Raw genomic sequence first — 18,954 nt, 5'->3', positions numbered from 1 at the left:
CGTGTCATGCATGAATCGGACGCACTACATCGGAGGGAGGTGGCTTGAGATCGCCTGCCAGGAATCGCCTTGATCTTCCGGGGTCCGCCTGCGCGCAACGAAGCTCACCGCGCTGGCACCGCGCCCCAAACTCGAGCGGTAGCGTCGCGCGCCCCGTGACATGTCACGTCCCGGCGTGACGTGTCACGGTCGCGGCGTGACATGTCACGGTCGTGGCGCGAAGAGCATCGCGGTCGCCCCCGAGGCGGCAGCAGAGCCCTGGCCCTGCGCGCTGAATGGAAAGCGCCTTCGTCGGTCGATGTTTCCGGCATCCGCGACGCGCGGCGCCCCGAGCGGGTCCGCCAAGGCACCAGCGCCGCCGAGGAGAGCCACGGCCGGCACGGCCGTTGCTGACGTTGACGTCGCCGACGACAGTTCAGAAAGCGGATTGACCGGCGCTTCCACGGTATTCTGAGCCATGCAACACGACCTCCTTGCCAGTCTCGCGGCGCGCGCCGTGCCATTCTTCTTCTCCCTTTCGGCCCTCTCGGCGAGCTGCTCTCGCGGCGCGCCGGAGCCTCCGAGCGTCGACGGCACCGGCGGCACCGGCGGACATCCGGCGACCGCTGACGCGACCCAGGGCAGCACGCACGGGTCCGGGACTGCAGGCGAGGCGACGACCGGCGCCGGCGTCCCGGGTGACGCTGGCCCGGATGCGCCTGAAGATCAAGGCGACAGCACCTGGAGAGCCACGGGTTGGCTCGAAAGGTGCCAGGTCGACGTCGCCGACGAGCCCGGCAAGGCGCTGCCGTCCTTGCGCTGGGAGCATTGCCCGGGCAGCGCTCCGGGCTGCACGTCGCTCGTCGTCGACTGGGACGCCGGCAAGTATCCATGGACCGCCTCGCCGACCGTCGTTCGATGGGGCGACGGCTACCGCGTCGGGCTGTATTTCGAGCACCGGGGTGAGCGACGGACCGGCGTCTACGACGCCGACGGGACACCGCTCGCCGCATGGCGCTACAAGGACCTCGAGCCGACCGTGCCCGAGGCCGACCCGATGCAGGAGTACTGCATACCGACGGTACCCAGCGTCGGTCATGAGCGGGTCTGGCTCGGCGCGCAGAGGGTGAGCGTCGAGGCGCCCGGCTCGGCCTACCTCGTCTCCGGCTACGACGCGCTCGCCACCGCGAGCCAACCCATCCCGGTCGACGCGCTGAGCCAGGGCCTCTACACGACCGACGACACCCTCGCGCTATCGGGGCCCGGGCCCGGCACGGTCAACATCTACGACAGGATCAGCAACCAGGCCAAGAGGTTCGGTCGCCAGTCAGGCAACGGCGCGCCATCGTTCTACGAGATGGTTCCAGTCGGCGATCATGCGCTCGGCCTGGCGACCCTCGAAGACGCCACGTCCGAGGGGTGGATCTGGAGCCGTCAGACCCACACCGTCGAACCGCTGCTCCGGGCGGAGTCGCCTCGGGTCATCGCCGACATCAAGAGCGACGGCCAGACGCTCGTGTGGCTGGAGGCGGAGCCCTACTCCGACGACGGGCTCTACGGGGCGTCCAGCCTCTGGACCAGCCCCTTCGCGGCGACAAAGGCGGCTCTCGCGCCGCAGGAGCGCCGGCCGGGCCCTATCATCGGATACCCCATCTCGGCCGCCGGGGAAGGCTTCTATGCCGTCTACGCGATCGGCGAGAACGTGATCCACGTCTACCGCCTGTCCGACGCCCATCACTGGTCGTTCACGACGCCCCCCGAGCTCTTCGCCATCCAGAACATCGCTCACGTGGACTCCCGCGAGGTCTGGGTCTGGGTCCGGGGCGGCATCGTGCGCCAGGCGATCTCGGGGCTCGGCGCCGGCGATCCCGCCCCGTGATGTCCGACCCCACCCCGGGGACGAGCCTGGACGATAACGCGGCAAGTCCCATGGCGCGGCCCGCCTGCCCGTACCAGGGCTCACCCCCGTGGCGCCTGCGGCCACGCAAGCGGCGGCACGGGTTCAGGGATCGCGCGCTCCCGCGACACGTGGCTGGCGGGAAGCCTGCCTGGCTGGTAGTAGCGTCGAGCGGGTAGCAACCTCGTGAGCCCCCTCACCTCCACCACGGCGTCGTGGGAATGCGCATCACGCCGCCCGTTGGCTCGAGCGGAGAGGGGCTATTGCCCTGGAGAGAAGACATGTTGAAGGTGGCGATCATCCTGGGGAGCACGCGGCCGGGCCGCAACGGCGAGGCCGTCGCGAAGTGGGTGCACGACCTGGCGACGAAGAAGGGCGGCGCCGACTACGAGCTCGTCGATATCAAGGATTTCGACCTGCCGTTGCTCGACGAGCCGGCGCCCCCGTCGATGGGACAGTACACGAAGCCTCACACCAAGGCGTGGGCGGCAAAGATCGATTCGTTCGACGCCTTCGTGTTCGTCACGCCGGAGTACAACCACGGCACCTCGGGCGCGCTCAAGAACGCGATCGATTACCTGTACAAGGAGTGGAACAACAAGGCGGCTGGCTTCGTGAGCTACGGCAGCGCGGGCGGCTCGCGCGCCGTCGAGCACCTCCGGCTCGTGATGGCCGAGCTCCAGATCGCGGACGTGCGCTCGCAGGTCATGCTCTCTCTGTTCGACGACTTCGAAAATTTCAGCGTGTTCAAGCCCCGCCCCCGCCACGAGAAGTCCGCCTTCGCCTTGCTCGATCAGCTGCTCGCGTGGGCCGGCGCGATGAAGACGCTGCGCGCCGGGTGAGCAACGCGCGCCCGCGCAGCCTCGAGGGCCCGACGCCGCCGATCCGCAGCGGTTCTCGTGACGTTCGCCGATTCTACCGCGGACGTTGCAGGAGGGTACCAGGAGAACCCCGTGGAGGGGAAATCGCCGCCTGAGGCCGCCGAGAGGAAACCAGCGCCGACCTCGATTGTGTAGGGTGTCAGATGGCGCAGCTCGTGGTCGGCTCGTGGGGCTTCACGGCGGACGGGACCCTCGCTGGGAGGCGCCGGTGAACCTCGCCGCGCGACCTCATTTCGAGGGCCAGACCCGGGCGGAGGAGCTGCTCCCCCCTCCGGGGGACGGAGGCCGGAGCGCTCCGCCGGACGACATCGCCGTGCCTTCGGAGCGGAAGCTCCCCCCCGCCGTGACGCAGCGCTCCGGCGAAGAGGCGCTGGAGCTCGGCGCGCTCTACCGCAACCACCATCGCCTGGTGTACCGCCTCGCGCTCCGTTACGGCCGCGGCAACGTGGCCTGGGCAGAGGACGTGACGCAGGACGTCTTCCTCGACCTGATGAAGGCGCTCGACACCCTGACCGACCGAGACAACCTCGAGGGGTGGCTGTACCGGACGACCTCGAATCGCTGCCTGAACCGCCTGCGCCGGGACCGATTCCTGGCGCTCCCCCCCATCCGCTGGCTGCTCGGGCAAGGCGAGGGCGAGCGCAGCCCCCTCGATGAAGTGACGATCGCGCGCGACGATCTGCGCCGCGCGCTCGAGACGCTGGGCACGCTGCCTCCCAAAGAACAGGTCGCTTTCTCGATGTTTTATCTCGACGGCAAGGAGCAGGAGGAGATCGGGAAGATACTCGGCCACTCCAAGGGATACGTTTGCAAGCTGATTCAAAAGGCGGTTGCGCAGCTCCGCGACGCCGGATGGGAGGTGGGCCATGACGCGAAACCGTGATCTGCTCGCGTTGCTGCGCGAGGTGGACGAGCAGCTCGCCGCGGTGAAGCCGTCCCCTCGGCTCGAGGCGCGCCTCGTCGCGGAGCTCGACCGGCGCGGGCGGCGGCCTTTCATGGCCGGGAGCGGGGGGCGCTCGCTCGTGCTGGCGCTGGGCGCCAGCGCGAGCGTCGTCGCCCTCGGCACCGGGCTCCAGGGCCTGACACCCGGCTCGATCTTCACAGAGCGCCCCGTCGAGCCAGCGATCGAGCGCGCGGGTGATCCGACTCCCGCGGACGCCGGGCTCCTGGAGCGCACGCCGGCCCACGGCCCGACAGCGCCGCCTCCCCGGATCCGCGCCCCGCTCCTCCAGGAACCTCCCCGCCGGCTCGCTCCGGCGCCGCCCGTGCCGCGCAGCGCCGTGCCGCCGCGGGACGCGAACGACACCCCAGGGCTCCTGGACGACAGCGGGCTCCCTGTCGACCGCGCCTCGCCTCCGCCGGCGCGCGGGCGCGTCGAGCCGCTGACCCCTCCGCAGACGCTGGGCCGGAGGTGGGTCGACGGCCCGGAAGGGCTATCTCCTCTCGCGCAGCGCGGGCCTCACGCCGCGCTGCGCCGAGGCGCCGGAGGCGTCCCCGCGGAAGCGGCAGCGCACGAGGGCGAGAGCGGAGAAGGCACCCGTGCCCCGGACGCCGAAGGACCCGCGACCGAAGATCCGGTGGCCCCGCGGGACGAGGCGCTCTGCCGGACGGCGGACGTGTTGCGGCGTGAGGCCAGGGCGCAGTGCGAGGCGCAAGGCCTCATCGTCGCGGACCTGACGCTGCTCGATCCCTGCGATCACGGGGGCTACCTCGACGCCGAGTACACGTGCGGGAAGATGGCGCTGACCACGTGCTGGAAAGGGGTGCTCGGCGACGGCGTCACGTGCTTCGACACGACGTATGTCAAGGACGAGGTCTGGACGATGTGCAGGGACAGGGGCACGGAGCTCCGCTCCCTCGAGCAGGAGCAGCCTGACCGGGACTGCGGTGACCACGAGACGACCAGGGTCTACTACGAGTGCTGCCCCCCGGGGGATCCGCTGCCTTCGCCGTCGTGCTGGACGAGCGAGATGGACTTCGGTGAGGCGTGCCAGCCGTACGAGAGGCTGGATGCCGAGGCCACGGCGCTCTGCAGCGGCAAGGGCCACTATCTCTTCCGTCGCGTGTTCGGGGACAAACACGTCGCCTGCACCGACGCCACGGCCACGAGCCTGAGCTACACGTGCTGCCCCTTCTGAGCGCGAAATCGCCCGCCCGAGGAAACCGCCGGCCCCGTCGCGGTTGATAGATGGAGAGCGACACGACGGAGAGGGCGCGCTGACCCGAGCTCGAGCGGCGCGTTCGGAGCTGTCCGGCGCAACGCCGGCTTTCACGGAGGATCACGATGCGGACTTCCCTTGCGATAGGTCTATTGCTCAGCGTCTCGATATCCAGTCTCCTCGTCGGCTCCGGGTGCACCATCACCCTGGCGGCGGATCCCGATCCACCAGCGGGCTCGACGGGCGGGGAAGGCGGGAACGGCGGGGACGCGAATCAAGGGACGGGCGGCGGGGAGGACCCGGGCTCGGAGGGCGGCGGGGGACGTTTGCCTCCCCCCCCGCCCTCGGCGTGCTGGCTCGGGGACATGGGCGACGGGTTCACGTGCCACGACACGGCCACGCTCCGGGATCACGCCCAGGCGAGGTGCGCGAGGATGGGCGCGGAGCTCGCGAGCTTCGTGAGCGACACCCTCAACCCGAGCTGCGCCGAGCACGAGAGCAGCGAGGTGGTCTTCGAGTGCTGCGGCGGCGAGCCGCCGCCTCCGCCGCCGCCGAACTCGTGCTGGAAGGGCGAGCTGGGGAACGGGGCCTCCTGCATCGACATGGGCGCCATCAAGGATCGGGCCTACGCGATGTGCGTGAGCGCGGGCGCCCGGCTCACCTGGCTCGACGCCCTGCCGGACCCCGGGCGCTGCGGTCCGAACGAGGCCACCAAGGCCACCTTCGAGTGCTGCGGCGGCGAGCCGCCGCCCCCTCCGCCGCGCGCGTGCTGGAAGGGCGAGCTGGGCGATCGCAGATCCTGCGTCGACCCCTCCGCGCTCAAGGACCAGGCCTATGCGGCGTGCTCGCGCTCGGCCGCAGACCTCACCTTCTTCGATTACGAGCGGAACAACCCGAGCTGCGCGGCCCACGAGACCACCTGGGGTTACTTCGAGTGCTGCGGTAACGAGCCTCCTCCTCCTCCGCCGCCGCCTCCTCCGTCCGGCGCGTGCTGGAAGGGCGAGCTGGGCGATGGCCTCTCCTGCGTCGACCGCACGGCCATGAAGGATCGGGCCTATGCGACGTGCGTGAGCGCAGGCGCCAGGTTCACCTCCTTCACGTACGAGGAGGAAAACCCGCGTTGCACCGGCTACGAGACCAGCAAGGCCTTCTTCGAGTGCTGCGGTAACGAGCCGCCGCCTCCTCCGCCGGAGGCCTGCTGGGGTGGTTCTCTGGGCGACGGCACCTCGTGCATCGACGCGACCGCCCTCAAGGAACGGGCCTACGCCACGTGCGCGAGCGACGGCGCGGAGCTCGCGGCGTTCGACGCCGGAAACGATGGTCGCTGCGCCGCCCACGAGTCGAGCCACGCAAAGTTCACTTGCTGCGCCGCGAAGACGCCGCCCCCTCGGTAGCGCCGGCGCGACCGCGCGGAACCCCGGGCGAGCGTTCTCGATCCTCGAGCGCTCGCCGCTGCCGTCGACAGGTCGTGCACCCCGCCAGCGCCGCCGGTGAGCGTACCGAGCGAGCCCATCGGGCCGTGCATACATCCCAGGGTCGTAAGGCCGACAGCGGTCGCTCGGGGTCCACTTCAGGACACGACTCGACGATCACCCACATCGAGCCGATGAGCTGCTCCGATTCCAAGCAGCTCGCTTGTTCGCGGTCGGATGCGTCCGCGGCCTACACGTGAGATTGACGTCCTCGCGCCGGGGGCCGGGCCCGTCCAGCACGCTGCGCGGTCGCGAGGGGCGCGGGCGCCAGGCCCCCCTCAGCTCACGGCGGGCCCTCGCAGGGTCCGGGACCGAGGTGCACGGCGATCGCGGACATGGGCCATTTCGCTCCGATGCAACCTCATTGTTCGCCGGCTGCCTGCGGTCGGCGGCTGGCTCGGCGTCGGAAGACGGAACGGCCCGCTTGCGGACGACGACGCACCGGGCTAGGATGCCCTCCTCACGACCGTCCCTGGCCCTCTATAACGACGCTTTCCCTCTTCCCTCTCTCGTGAGGGAGATTGCAGCTCGCTCGGATGACTGGACGACGCACCGTGTGATCGCGCGGGAGTTCCGCGCCGCACGTCTCCGTTCGATCCGTTACGGCTTCGTCGGATGGCAGGCCGAGAGCGCTGCGGAGCGCACCAGAAAGCCGTAAAAGAGCAGGATGGCATGGGAAATCGTCTCTACGTAGGAAATGTTTCGTTCAGCACCACCCGCGAGACCCTCGAGTCCGCGTTCGCCGCGGCCGGCGAGGTCCGTGAGATCGCGATGCCGACCGACCGCGAGACGGGCCAGCCGCGCGGCTTCGCGTTCGTGACCATGGGCACGGCCCAGGACGCGAACAGCGCCATCTCGCAGCTGAACGGCGCCATGGTCGATGGCCGCGCGCTGAAGGTCAACGAGGCCCAGGAGCGTCCGGCGCGCGGCTTCGGCGGCGGCGGCGGTCGCGACCGGTACTGATCACGGGCGCGGCGTGGCGGCGCTCGTGCGCCGCCACGCCTGCGCACTCAGGACGCACCATGAGGTGCTGAAGAACGCGCCCGGAGGCGCCGAAAGGCCTGTTTCGCATGCAGAGACAAGGAGCATTGAAGCGGCAAAAGGAACGCGAACGGCAAGAGAAGCAGCGCGAGAAAGACGCGAACCGTCTCGCGCGCCGCATGGGAAAGGGCTCCGGCGTCAGCGGGACACCGGGAGAGGATCCGGACATCGCAGGGATCGTCCCGGGGCCTCAGCCTACGGTCACCGAGTGAAGCGCCCAGCGCCGAGCCTGGGCGCCGAGAGCGCCCCGCCAGAGCCAGGAGCCGACGAGGACGGCTCGGCGCAGGCGATCGTGCGGCAACGATTCATCGAGCAGAGCGCAAACGCGCTGGGTCAGGCGTGGGCCAGGCGTTGGCGTCAAGACCTCCATCGAGAAGGCCGCCCCGCCGCCGGCGGATGGCCCGGCACGCTGCGTGAAGCACGAACTCAGGTGGAGATCACCCTTCCCGGGGAGCTGCGCCATCGCAAGATGCCCGCCATCACCGGCGTGGAGCGCGAGCTCGCCGCCCGGACCGCCAACTCGAGCGCGCGGAACGAGTGGCGAAGGCACACCGATCCCGAAATCCCCTAGTCGGGGGCCCTCCCTCACGCCGGCGAGCTGGTCGTGCCAGTGCTCGCTCTCGGTCCGTCGAGCGTCGCGTCGGGCGCGTGCGTGAGGAGCGGGAGCGGCTCGAGCCCTGGCAGCTCCGGGAAATAGGACGCGCCGCGTCCCACGACGAGCAGCTTGAAGACCGAGTTCCCCACGAACTCGGCGAAAGGGCGCTGATCGGTGGACGCGAGGACCCGAGGAAGCTCGCGGCCGGCGATCGCGCGTTCAGGACCGAAGTAGACGTGCCCGAGCCCGGCCTCGCGAGCCGCCAGCGAGAGATCGGTGAAGTTGACGTCGGCCGTCAGGTCCTGCGCGCCCGGACGCGCGTACGGGGTGTTGGGGCGCGGAAGATAGCTCCCTTCATCGCAGTAGATCCGGAAAGGAAACTGGCCCTGCCTGGCCCCCTGAATGAGGCCCCAGGTCGTGTCGCCGTAATCGATGGTGAGGACCTGGCCCAGGCGCAGGACCTTGGCGAGCTCGCCGATGAAGCGGGTCGCGTGAACGTTCACATAGGTGATGACCCCGGACGGCTCAGCCGCCAGGGCCCGAGCCATTTCGGACGCGCCACGCCGAAGGACCACCGCGAGCGAGCCGAAGCAGGCGGCCGGCACGAGCACCTCGTCGAACCAGACCTTGTCGATCAGCGGCTCACGCTGGCCCGCGGGGAGCCGGTAGAGGGCCGTCATCAGATCTCCCAGACAGCTCCGATCGAGCAGGAGCTCACCGCCGTGGCGGGTCTCGCCGAGGAGCGGACGAAGACGCGCGTCGGCCTGACGGCAGGCGTCTCGGAGCTCTGGGCGGAGCGCATCGAGGAGCTGTGACTCGATGCGCGGGACGACCAGGACCGCCTCGGCGTCCCCGCTCGCCGAGAGACGGACCTTGTGGACTCCGAAGGCGTCCGGCAGCTCGTTGGTGACGACGAGCCCCACGAACCCCTCAGGGAAGTCGCGGCGCAGGCAGCCTGCCGGCGCCCGCGCGTCTCCCTCGAGCACGCGGGCGTCGGCGCCGAGCAGAGCCTGCTGCTTCTTGCGCAGGGGATCCGAGATCTCGTAGATGCGAACCTCGAGGACCTCCCTGAAGCGACGCCAGTCGTCGCTCGAGCCGCTCAGGCTCCGGACCGCATCCAGGACGTCGCGGGCAAGGCGTCCGTTGCCCGCGCCGAGCTCGACGAGCGAGAAGGGCTCATCCCGCCGCAGCTTGCCGCTCGCGCAAAGCTCTCTCCACACCTCGAAGGCCCAGGCGGCCACCCAGCGGCCATAGTGCGGCGTCAGGTTCTCTGGATGGGTCGAGAAGTGACCTTCCTGTCCGATGACGACGCGGTTGGCGTAGTAGCCCCAGCGCGGGTCGTGGAGGGCGTCATCCATGAAGGCCTCGAAGCTGGGAAGGAGCGACACGGCCGTGGCGAGGGCGTCCGGTGCCAGACGCCGTCCGCCGAAGAGCTCCGGATTGGCCAGCTCGCGGGCGGGGCGAGCGCGGGACCAGCGATCGAGAGCGGCGAGCGTGCCCTCCTCCTCGGCGGGCGCGACGCCTGGACACAGAAGCCGGCTCGGTGGCAAGGCCGCGAGGCCCGGCAGGCGCGCTTCGAGCTCGGCGCGACTCCGGTAGGGCCAGCTCTCGAACCATGTGTCGGCGGCCGACGCGCGCGCATCGGCCCTGACGCCAGCGCTCTCGAGCAGGTCGAGCACCTCCCTGCGATCGACGTCATTGACCGAGGGCGCCGAGCCGGCGTCCGCGGGATCCGAGACGCCGACCACCCCGAGCAAGCGTTCGATGAGGGTGCTGAGCGGCGCGGCGGCTTCCTCGCCGCGCTCGAGCCGCAATCGGTCGCGGCGTTGTCGCAGCTCGACCAGGTTCCACCAGGGTCGTCGCGGATCATCGGACGCCAAGGGGGGTGCGGAATGAGGATCGCGGTAGCGCTCGACCCAGGGGCGATAAGCCCTGCCTTCTCGAGAGCGCGCGAAGGAATCGAGGAGCGCCCGGGCCTGCGCGACGCCGCGCGCGGGATCCTCGCCGAGGTCCAGGCAGCGCAGGCCCCTGCCCCGCGTGAAGCCTGCGAACGCCGCCTCGGGATCGGTGAGCGGAACGGGGAGCCCCAGCAGATCGCCGTCGACCTCCCAGTCCTCGTACGCCATGAGCTGCATGAGATAGAGCAAGAACCGCTCGGGGCCGACGCCGCTCTCCAGGGTGCGCGCCGCCGTCCAGCGGAGCGCGAAGCTGCCGTCGCGATCCCGTTTCACCAGGAAGTCGCCGTCGTTGATCACGACGTCGGCGATCATCGTCCCGCTCTCGAGGTCGTAATGGTAAGCCATGGCCGCGCAGAGCTCGACGAGGATCTCCCGGGTCGAGCGTGCCCCGAGGCCGATCCCCCAGGCACCGTCCTCGTGGATGACGTCGACGCGGGCGCGACCCAGGCCGAAGGTCAGAGGGAGATAGCCGCTCGGCAGCCGAAAACAGGCCCCCACTCCGGCGCCGCGCGCCTCGACGAGCTGGTCCGGAGCCAGGAGATAGCGATTTAACCGGCGCTCGGCGAAGGTGCGCGCGTGCTCGAAGCAGCGCTCGGGCACGCGCGCTCTGCTGCGTCCGCCGACGCCCGCCTGGTCGATGCCGAGCGGCAGGACCAGGTGGACGGGGCCGCGCCGATCCCGGCCGCGGACGTTCCAGGACAGCACACCGAGGTTCGCCTCCTCCACCTCGAGGTCTCCGAGCACCGAGGTCAGCGCGTCGAGCTGCTCCTGCAGCTGCTCGACGCCGACGCGCGCCGAGAAGGGCCCGGTGTAGAGGCGCGACGGATCGGGGGTGATGAGGTTATCCCGCGACCAGCGGCTCGAGAGGAGGGCCGAGGGAACCAGGGGCACGAGCCCTTCGCCGGGTGGAGCCACGGAGGCGATTCTACCGAGATCGCCCGGCGCGAGCGAGCGCCCGGAGCTCCGGCGTCCGGGCGTGATGGGCCGCAGTGTGCGTGGAAGATGCTTGCACCATTGCCCTCGGCGTCCGGCTCCCGCGCTACGGCCGGCTCGCCGCCCGCGGGTACCTGAGAACGATCGAGTCTGCTCGCGCCAATGCTCATGCGACCGGCAAATCGCTCCTCGTTTCTCGGCGCACGATCCTGGGTCTGCCGCTGCTGGCCGCGCCGGCGCTGCTCACGGGCTGCACCGCCGAGACGCTGCTCAGCGCCGGGTTCAACCAGGACGCCGCATCTCAGCCGCCGGGCTCACAGCAAGCGGTCGGCACCGTCGCGACGGCGCTCGGCAACGGCAACGTGACGGTGGCCGCTTCTCCGGCTGGCGAGGCCAGCGATCAGTGGGTGCTCATCCAGCACCCGAGCTTCAACGACGTGACGTCGGTCCAGGGTCGCTTCAGCGCCTTCCGTGGAGATGGTCAGTACATGGCGACCGCCAGGCTCTTCATTCCAAGCGCGGGCGGCGGGGTCCCGACGCTGCAGTTCGAGGGCTTCAACCAGCCGCTGAACGACCTGAGCAGCTTCTTGCACCTCGACTTTCTCACGAACGGAACGATGCGCGTCAACGACGACAGCAACCTGACCTTTGGGACCTATCAACGCGGGCAGGTGTTCAGCGTGCAGGTGACGTTCAACATCGGCGCGAGCGCGGCGACGGCGACCATGACCCTCCTGGGGGCGGCGTCGGGCAGCCTCGACGTCGCGATCCCGAGCTACTACCTCAACCAGGCGCGGAACTTCGGCGCGGTCAGAGCCTGGATGGGCGCGAACTCCACGGGCGCCTTCTACGTGGATGATCTCTCGGTCATTTTCGTGATACCGTAGACATACCGAGAGGGAGGACGCGCGACAGCGGGACGAGGTGGTCTTCTCGTCCGGCGGCGGCGTTGTCCCGCGACGAGCTCGCCCCATTCACGCGATCCTCCAGCCGGGATCGCAGCCGAGCTGGTGCAGCGCAGATCCAGGGACAATGCTCGGGAACGCTATATTCCATCGAGAGAGGCGCATACCTGTCCGCCCAACTTATTTTCGTGCAGCCTCCCTGCACTCGTTGACACGTCGACCTATCAGCTCCGCCGGAAGGGCTGTGCCCACGGTACCCACGGCGACATCGCCAGAAGCAGCCCTCCCAGCAGCCGCTCCAGGTGGTTCACCGAGGTGCCCGGTGACAGGCTGGGGTGAGCTCCTGGCGTACGGCCTGTCGTGCGCCGCCGCCCCCCGCAGCACAGTTGTGTCGGGGGAGCACCGTTTGCTGCTATCCGGCCGGGTGCTATATGGCCGCAGGGGGCGAACAGGAGGCTTGGTGATGCGCGAGGATCGATCGAAGAGAGGGCTTCAATCCACGGGCTTCGGCCCCTCGCGGTGGTGGGCAGCGTGGGCAGCCTGGACTGCTGTCCTGTCGGCATCGCCGATGGCTGGCGCCATCACCGTCGGCAATGTGATCATCGAGGAAACCACGAGCCTGACTGAAGACCACATTGGCCAAATCGAGCTGCGAAACGGCGCGAGCCTGTTCTGCAACGGTCACAGCATCATCAGCTCTGCCGGGTTCGTCCCGCTGGAGAACTGCGAAGATGACACGGGAACAGCCCGCAGCTGCGGGCTCAAAGTGCTCGGCGGGTCCGGCGCCACGATTCACGATTGCCGCATCGGCAGCGCGGGGCGCTGGAACTATGGGCTCTGGGTGAAGGACGCGAGCGACCTGCAGATCATTCTCGTGGACGCGGGCGGCACGTACGGTGCCGGACTGCACGTGGCGGACAGCGTCAACTTTCGGGTTGAGGACAGCAACTTCTCCCAAAACTGGGGCCACGGGGTGGAGCTGATCAGGGCCTCCAGCGCGAGCATCGTGGACACCGCCGTCCTCGAGAATCGCGAGATAGGGTTCTACCAGGAGGACAGCGACTGGATTCAGTATTTTGGGGGAGAAGCGACCGGGAACTGGGGCGGGGGTCTCTACGTCCTCGGCGGCGAGAACAACGTGGTTGAGAATTTTGAGGCGACTGGCGGGTGGGTCGGCGTAGAGTTCAAGGACACTTACACTTTCACCATCGAGGGCACTGTCACGACGTCGAACGACTATGGGATTCGCGTGGCGAACGGCCGCAACGGGCACATCCTCGGCAACGTCGCCCACGGGAACTCCGTCTATGACGCGTGGCAGAGCTACAATTCGTCGTCGCCCACCAACAGCTGGCACGACAACGACTTCGAGACGCGGCGGAACGTGCCTGCTCAGTGACGCCCAGCGCTGGGGTCCCACGGCTGTCGTGGATTTAGGGACGAACTCAGGCCAGCGCCCTCTCGGACCGGGGCATCCGGGGAGGATTCGAGAGAGCGCACGGTCCGCCGCGGGGCTGAGCTACTGCTGCAAATACGTGCAGACGCCTTGGATGGCGTCGGCGAGGCTGCCGCTCCGACCGGAGAGCGAGGTGATGACGTAGCCCTTCGGGCAGGTATCGGTGAATGCGCCTCCGCCCGGACCTCCACCCGCGTAATAGCCGTTTCGGACGCTGCCGCAGCTGCACCAGTCGTCCACCGGGGCGCACTGGATCCCGATCTGATCCACATACTTCCCGGAGCGTCCTTCGAGGCCGACCAGCACCTCCCCGCTTGGACACAGCGTGGAGAATGGCCCGCCGCCATAGCCACCGGCGGAGCCGCGGGTGGAGTAGGGACCGATGCTGCCGTTTGCCTGGAGCGGCGCGCAGACGAGACCCACCTGGTCGACGAGCGCGCCGCTCCGCCCGTACAGTCCGATCGCCACCTCGTCATGCGCACACGGGATGTCGAACCAGCCGCCCCCCGTGCCACCGCGATACGCCATCCGGACATGAGCGTCAGTTCGTGAGAACGCCGCGGTCGCGATGCCGACGTCGTCCTGCGTTGCGGCACGATCGGATGCTTCGGGCTCCTGCGCGGCAGGATCAGGCTCGGTCACGTCCACCTCAGCAGCGCAGGCGGGCACGAGCGCGATGCTGGATAGTACACCTATGAGCAGACTACGCATGATAGCTCCTCGTGGTTCTTGGGCACCGTCGTCGGAAGGGCGCATCCGATGTGCCCAGTTGTCGCACACGGGGCACAACTGCAATACGTATGCCTCATCTCGAAGCGGCGGCGGAAGTACGCATAGTGGCCGGATAGCCGCGGGACGGCCGATTGGCGGAAAAGGGTTGAGCACGACGGATCTCGTTCTCCGTCCGCACCGGCGGGGAGCCGCGATTGTACAGCTGCGTTCTACGAATATGCTGGAATGACACCTATCGGTGAAGGAGGACCACGTCGCAGTCGCTCGGGCCCGCGGCTTCCAATTTGTCCAATACGGCGGCGCGCGCGGGCGACAGAATCGGCGCATGAAGATCATCGTCAAGATCATCCTCATCCTGGTCATTCTCTCTCTCGGAGGTTGCATGTCCCATACCACCGGATCGACCTCGGTCATGGAAGGCCCCGATGCCACCTCGGCCGTCGTCCGCTACCAGGTCACGGACGTCGATCGCGCCGTTCGCTTCTACACCGAGCGGCTCGGCTTCACGCTCGACCTGCAGGCCGGCACGGCGTTCGCGACGGTCTCCCGCGGTGACTTGCGCTTGCTCCTGAGCGGCCCCGGCAGCTCCGGCGCGCGCCCGATGCCCGACGGCCGCGCTCAGGTCGCGGGCGGCTGGAACCGCGTCGTCCTCTACGTCGACGACCTCGCCGCGCTCATCGAACGACTCCGCGCGGCCGGAACACCCTTCCGAAACGACATCGAAAGCGGCGTGGGGGGCGCGCAGATTCAGCTCGAGGATCCCGACGGCAATCCGGTCGAGCTTCACGAGGCGCCGGAGGAATCGACCTCGACAGCGGAAGTCCCCGATGCCACCTCGGCCGTCGTCCGCTACCAGAACACGGACGTCGATCGCGCCGTTCGCTTCTACACCGAGCAACTGGGCTTCACGCTCGACCTGCAGTCCGGCACGGCGTTCGCGACGGTCTCCCGCGGTGACTTGCGCTTGCTCCTGAGCGGCCCCGGCAGCTCCGGCGCGCGTCCCATGCCCGACGGCCGCGCTCAGGTCGCCGGCGGCTGGAACCGCGTCGTCCTCTACGTCGACGACTTCGCCGCGCTCATCGAACGACTCCGCGCGGCCGGGACACCCTTCCGAAACGACATCGAACGCGGCGTGGGGGGCGCGCAGATTCAGCTCGAAGATCCCGACGGCAACCCGATCGAGCTTCACGAGGCATCGGCGGGTTGATCATGACGACTCGGAGGCGACCGGGTTCGTCGCCGGTCGCGCCGCGGTGCGTCCCGACACCGCGCTGATCCTTCGCGGTCATCGGGTCGGGACGCCTCGGGATCGCGCGTGTCGCCGGTCCCTTCCGCGCGCCCCATCCGGCGCGGCTGGCGCGGCGATGGCGATGTGGTGCAACTTGACGCGTTCGCGGGAGGAGTGGGCGACGAGCGCGGTCGGCGAATTGCCGGAGAGCGCCACGAACTCGCGGATCAGGTGCGACTGATCGCAGAACCCTGACACGGCAGCGAGCCGGGCCCAGTCCGGCTCGCGCTCCCTCTCGGCCTGCGAGAGCGCCCGCCGAAAGCGTGTGATCCGGGCGAAGGCCTTCGGGGCGAGGCCGGTCTCGGCGGTGAACACGTCGACGAGCCGGCGGTGGCTGATGCCAAGCGTGGCCGCGACGTCGGCGACGCGCCTTTCGCCTCCCTCGAGCGCCGCGATCGCGTGCGGCACCAGGGGATGACCGGGGCGCGCAACCGAAAGGCGGTCGAGCAGCGCGCGCTCGAGCAGCGCGAAGCGCGCGCGCGGCTCCGGCGCCGCGCACAGGCGGTCGCGGAGCTCCGCCGCTCGCAGACCCCAGAGGTCCGCGAGGTCGGCGTGCCTGTCGGTCAGCGCGCCGGGCGGCGCGCCGAGGAACGGCCACGCGCCGCCGGGCCGGAACTGGACCCCGACCATCGACGCGTGCTCGCGTGTGTCGACGCCAAAGGCGGACTGGTACGCGCCCGAGACGACGGCACCGGAGTAGCGGCGAATGGTGGAGCCATCGTAGACGCGCACCTCGTCCTGGTCGAGGTTGACGACCAGCTGGAGGGTACCGGAGGGCAGGATGCGCTCGGCCGCGTGAGGCGGAGCAGCCGAAAGGTACCAGAGCTCGGCGACGTGCGCCGAGAGCGGCGGACCCGGCACGTGGCGGACATACAACACGTGGACACTATGGCCGGCAATCAGGTCAACGGCCACATCGCTGCGCGGCGATCGCCCACTTGTGCCGGGGCCGCGGTACGACGCAGGGTCTCGCTCATGCGCACCGCCACGACCAGGCCGGAAGCGAACGTGAGCGCGGCGACGAGCCACATCGCAGCCGGGAGGCCGAGCGCGTCGGCCGTGATGCCGGCGACGAGCGCGCCGAACGCGTAGCCGATGTCGCGCCAGAGCCGGTACACACCCACGGAAGAGGCGCGCCAGGAGGGATGCGCGACGTCGCCGATCGCGGCGAGCAGCGTCGGGTACACCATGGCCGTGCCCACGCCCAACAGGACCGCACCCACCGCGAAGCCCGCGAAGCCGGTCGACATGGCCACGGCCGCGATTCCCGCGGCCTGGACCCACATGCCGCCTGCGATGAGCCACTTGCGGCCCACGCGATCGGACCACGCGCCGGTGAAGATCTGAGAGATGCCCCAGGTCGCCGGATAGATCGCCGCGAGCGTGCCGATCTGCCCGAGGTTCATCCGGGCCGCCGCGAAGAAGAGCGGAAAGAGCCCCCACGCCATACCATCGTTGAGGTTGTTGACGAGCCCCGCCTGGCTGACGCTCGATAGGTTCTTGTCGAGGAGGGACGTCCGCCAGAACACCTCGCGCTGCGTGGGCATGCCCTCTGGGGGCAGCGCGCCGTGGAGCTTCGACTCGGCGGCCACGTGGTGCTTCGTCTCGCGGACGACGAGCACCGAGAGCAGGAGCCCGAGCGCGACGAACGCCACGCCCAGGTAAAACGGCTCGGGGCGCAGACCGTAATGCGCCGCGACGACTCCGGTAGCGAGCGCGCTGCCGGCGACGGCGAAGTACCCGGCGAACTCGTTGAGGCCCATCGCGAGGCCGCGCTTCTGCGGACCCGCGAGGTCGATCTTCATGATAACCGTCGTCGACCACGTGAGGCCCTGGCTGACGCCCAGGAGCGCGTTCGCGAAGAGCACCCAGGCCCAGCTCGGCGCCCACATCAGCAGGAACGGCACCGGGGCGGCCACGAGCCAGCCACCCACGAGCACGAGCTTGCGTCCGAAGCGATCCGAGAGCCGCCCCGCGAGGTAGTTCGTGAGCGCCTTCGTCACGCCGAACACGACGATGAACGACAGCACCGCCGTCTTCGCGGCGAGGTGGAAGTCCTGCTCGGCGATCGCCGGCAGGATGGTGCGCTCCATGCCGACCATCGCGCCGACGAAGGCGTTGACGAGGACCAGCAGCGAGAACTGCCCGAGGTTTTCGCGGAGGCCGAGCCGCACCTGGCTCATCGCGCGGGCGCCTCTCGGCCCTGGTTGACGCGGAGGATCTGGTCCATCGTCGCTGGCTTCGGGGGGACGTCCGAGAGCGCGTCGACGAAGTCCTCGCGCGACTTCGAGAGCAGCGGGTTCCACCGCTTCTCGAAGGCGATGGTGCTCGACGGCTTGCCGCTCATGCCGGCGCCGCACGCCGAACCGGCGAAGTGGCCCGGGTACACCTCGAGGTCGCCGGGCAGCGTGAGCAGCTTCTCGTGAATGCTGTCGTGAAGCTCGCCCGCGTTCTCGCGCGCACGCCCCGGGAGGTCAGGACGGCCAACAGCACCGACGAACAGCGTGTCGCCGGTGAGCACGAACCACGGGTCCTCGCCGCGTCGGAGATCCGTGACGACAAGGCAGAGGCTCTCCGGCGTGTGCCCGGGCGTGTGGAGTACCTTCGCGCGCGTGTTGCCGAGCTCGATCTCCTGGCCGTCCGCGAGGGGCTCGAACGGGAGCGCGACGTTCGCCGACTCGTACAGGCAGTACGCAGCGCCGGCTTTCCTCGCGAGCGCGGGCCCTCCGGAGCGGTGGTCGGCGTGCACGTGCGTGTCGATGACGTGCGTGATGCGCATGCCCTTCGCTGCGGCGAAGGCGATGTAACTGTCGACATCCTCCTCGTGCGCGTCGACGACCGCGCACTTGCCGAGCCCCCCGCAACCGAAGAGGTACGCGGCGCAGCCGGTCTCGAAGTAGTAATAGGGCTTGAAGATCATGGACGTGCTCCTTCGCGTTACGCGCCACCCGACGAGGCGCGCTGGCGCGCCTCGATGCTCCAGCCGCGGGCACGCCAGTCGACGACCCCCTGCTCCATGCGGTGGGCCTTGAAGCCCTTCTTGCGGAGCAGCTCGACCGCTTCGACGGCCATCACGCAGTACCGCCCGCGGCAGTAGGCGACGACCTCGCGATCGCCCGGCAGCTCCTTGAGGCGTGCTTCCAGCTCACCGACGGGGATCGAGATCGCGCCGGGGATGTGACCGGCGCGGTACTCCTCGCGGGGACGCACGTCGAGGACGGTCACCTCGCCGCTCCTGACGCGGCGAAGCAGCTCCTCGCCGTCGACCACCTCCATCACGCCGCGTCGCTCGAAGTACTCGCGCGTGACCTGGTCGATTTCGGGGAGTCGCGTCTCGGCAAGCCTGCGCATCGCGAAGACGAACTGGCCGATGTCGCCATCGGCGAGCCGGTACTCGACGTACAGGCCCTTCTTCTCGGCGTCGACGAGCCGCGCCGCACGAAGGACCTGCAGGTGCTGCGAGGCGTTCGCGACCGAGATGGCCGCCTGCTCGGCGAGCGACTCCACCGTGCGCGGGCCCTGGCAGAGGAGGTCGAGCAACTCCAGCCGCTTCGGTGCCGAGACGGCTTTCCCGAGCCGGGCGAGCTGCTCGTAGATCACGTCCTTGAACCGCCGATGGGGCGTCGCCATACGCTCAACTATTCAAGCAACAAGTAAA

General features: G+C 69.3%; 18 protein-coding genes. 11 read left to right on the top strand and 7 right to left on the bottom strand.

Translation table 11 applies throughout. The annotated features are described in order from the left end of the window. Positions 1-204: 204 nt before the first annotated feature. Entirely contained in the window at positions 205-459 is a 255-nt protein-coding gene (locus WMF44_RS10245; RefSeq protein ID WP_437298936.1) for a hypothetical protein, read from the bottom strand. On the opposite strand from WMF44_RS10245, the gene WMF44_RS10240 reads away from it, so the two are divergent. From WMF44_RS10240 to WMF44_RS10205, 8 genes are all read left to right on the top strand, one after another. Next, entirely contained in the window at positions 458-1,858 is a 1,401-nt protein-coding gene (locus WMF44_RS10240; RefSeq protein ID WP_437298935.1) for a hypothetical protein, read from the top strand. The genes WMF44_RS10245 and WMF44_RS10240 overlap by 2 nt on opposite strands. Before the next feature lie 299 nt (positions 1,859-2,157). Then, a complete protein-coding gene (locus WMF44_RS10235; RefSeq protein ID WP_437298934.1) occupies positions 2,158-2,718 on the top strand; it encodes an NADPH-dependent FMN reductase in 561 nt (186 codons plus the stop codon). Between the two features lie 247 nt (positions 2,719-2,965). Beyond that, positions 2,966-3,640: an RNA polymerase sigma factor gene (locus tag WMF44_RS10230; RefSeq protein WP_437298933.1), complete on the top strand. Its 675-nt coding sequence runs from the start codon at positions 2,966-2,968 to the stop codon at positions 3,638-3,640. Next, complete coding sequence (locus WMF44_RS10225) at positions 3,624-4,895, top strand: hypothetical protein (protein ID WP_437298932.1); 1,272 nt, start codon at positions 3,624-3,626, stop codon at positions 4,893-4,895. Before WMF44_RS10230 ends, WMF44_RS10225 begins: the two co-directional genes overlap by 17 nt. Positions 4,896-5,041: 146 nt before the next feature. Further along, on the top strand, positions 5,042-6,310 hold the full coding sequence (locus WMF44_RS10220) for a hypothetical protein (protein WP_437298931.1): 1,269 nt from the start codon (positions 5,042-5,044) through the stop codon (positions 6,308-6,310). Positions 6,311-7,060: 750 nt separating this feature from the next. Next, positions 7,061-7,351, top strand: a complete 291-nt coding sequence (locus WMF44_RS10215; RefSeq protein WP_437298930.1) for an RNA recognition motif domain-containing protein — start codon at positions 7,061-7,063, stop codon at positions 7,349-7,351. Between the two features lie 107 nt (positions 7,352-7,458). Further along, positions 7,459-7,641: a hypothetical protein gene (locus tag WMF44_RS10210; RefSeq protein WP_437298929.1), complete on the top strand. Its 183-nt coding sequence runs from the start codon at positions 7,459-7,461 to the stop codon at positions 7,639-7,641. Positions 7,642-7,859: 218 nt separating this feature from the next. After that, entirely contained in the window at positions 7,860-8,000 is a 141-nt protein-coding gene (locus WMF44_RS10205) for a hypothetical protein (RefSeq protein WP_157906575.1), read from the top strand. Positions 8,001-8,014: 14 nt separating this feature from the next. Here the strand turns inward: WMF44_RS10205 and WMF44_RS10200 are convergent, their stop codons facing one another. After that, positions 8,015-10,897, bottom strand: a complete 2,883-nt coding sequence (locus WMF44_RS10200; protein WP_437298928.1) for an SAM-dependent methyltransferase — start codon at positions 10,895-10,897, stop codon at positions 8,015-8,017. An 80-nt stretch (positions 10,898-10,977) separates the two neighbouring features. On the opposite strand from WMF44_RS10200, the gene WMF44_RS10195 reads away from it, so the two are divergent. Together WMF44_RS10195 and WMF44_RS10190 are read left to right on the top strand one after the other, a co-directional pair. Then, a complete protein-coding gene (locus WMF44_RS10195) occupies positions 10,978-11,802 on the top strand; it encodes a hypothetical protein (protein WP_437298927.1) in 825 nt (274 codons plus the stop codon). A gap of 481 nt (positions 11,803-12,283) precedes the next feature. Next, positions 12,284-13,219 carry a right-handed parallel beta-helix repeat-containing protein gene (locus tag WMF44_RS10190; protein WP_437298926.1) on the top strand — a complete coding sequence of 312 codons (936 nt, stop codon included), beginning with the start codon at positions 12,284-12,286 and terminating at the stop codon, positions 13,217-13,219. Between the two features lie 120 nt (positions 13,220-13,339). Here WMF44_RS10190 and WMF44_RS10185 read toward each other — a convergent pair whose 3' ends face one another. Continuing rightward, positions 13,340-13,987 (bottom strand): hypothetical protein, encoded by a 648-nt coding sequence (locus WMF44_RS10185; RefSeq protein ID WP_437298925.1) that lies wholly within the window; start codon positions 13,985-13,987, stop codon positions 13,340-13,342. 346 nt (positions 13,988-14,333) lie between these two features. On the opposite strand from WMF44_RS10185, the gene WMF44_RS10180 reads away from it, so the two are divergent. Then, the gene (locus WMF44_RS10180) at positions 14,334-15,215 is read left to right on the top strand and encodes a VOC family protein (RefSeq protein ID WP_437298924.1); all 882 of its coding nucleotides are present in this window, start codon (positions 14,334-14,336) and stop codon (positions 15,213-15,215) included. A gap of 78 nt (positions 15,216-15,293) precedes the next feature. Here WMF44_RS10180 and WMF44_RS10175 read toward each other — a convergent pair whose 3' ends face one another. From WMF44_RS10175 to WMF44_RS10160, 4 genes are read right to left on the bottom strand one after another with little or no spacing between them, the layout of a single operon-like run. Next, complete coding sequence (locus WMF44_RS10175; RefSeq protein ID WP_437298923.1) at positions 15,294-16,211, bottom strand: AraC family transcriptional regulator; 918 nt, start codon at positions 16,209-16,211, stop codon at positions 15,294-15,296. Then, positions 16,196-17,479: an MFS transporter gene (locus WMF44_RS10170; RefSeq protein WP_437298922.1), complete on the bottom strand. Its 1,284-nt coding sequence runs from the start codon at positions 17,477-17,479 to the stop codon at positions 16,196-16,198. The genes WMF44_RS10175 and WMF44_RS10170 overlap by 16 nt, the downstream gene beginning before the upstream one ends. Then, the gene (locus WMF44_RS10165; RefSeq protein WP_437298921.1) at positions 17,476-18,216 is read right to left on the bottom strand and encodes an MBL fold metallo-hydrolase; all 741 of its coding nucleotides are present in this window, start codon (positions 18,214-18,216) and stop codon (positions 17,476-17,478) included. The genes WMF44_RS10170 and WMF44_RS10165 overlap by 4 nt, the downstream gene beginning before the upstream one ends. Positions 18,217-18,233: 17 nt before the next feature. After that, the gene (locus tag WMF44_RS10160; protein WP_437298920.1) at positions 18,234-18,926 is read right to left on the bottom strand and encodes an ArsR/SmtB family transcription factor; all 693 of its coding nucleotides are present in this window, start codon (positions 18,924-18,926) and stop codon (positions 18,234-18,236) included. Between the last annotated feature and the right edge of the window lie 28 nt (positions 18,927-18,954).

Source organism: Sorangium sp. So ce426 (assembly GCF_051475585.1).
Classification (GTDB): Bacteria; Myxococcota_A; Polyangia; order Polyangiales; family Polyangiaceae; genus Sorangium; species Sorangium cellulosum_B.
The sequence above is the reverse complement of the archived record's forward strand: the minus strand, read 5'-3'. Positions and strand labels throughout refer to the sequence as shown.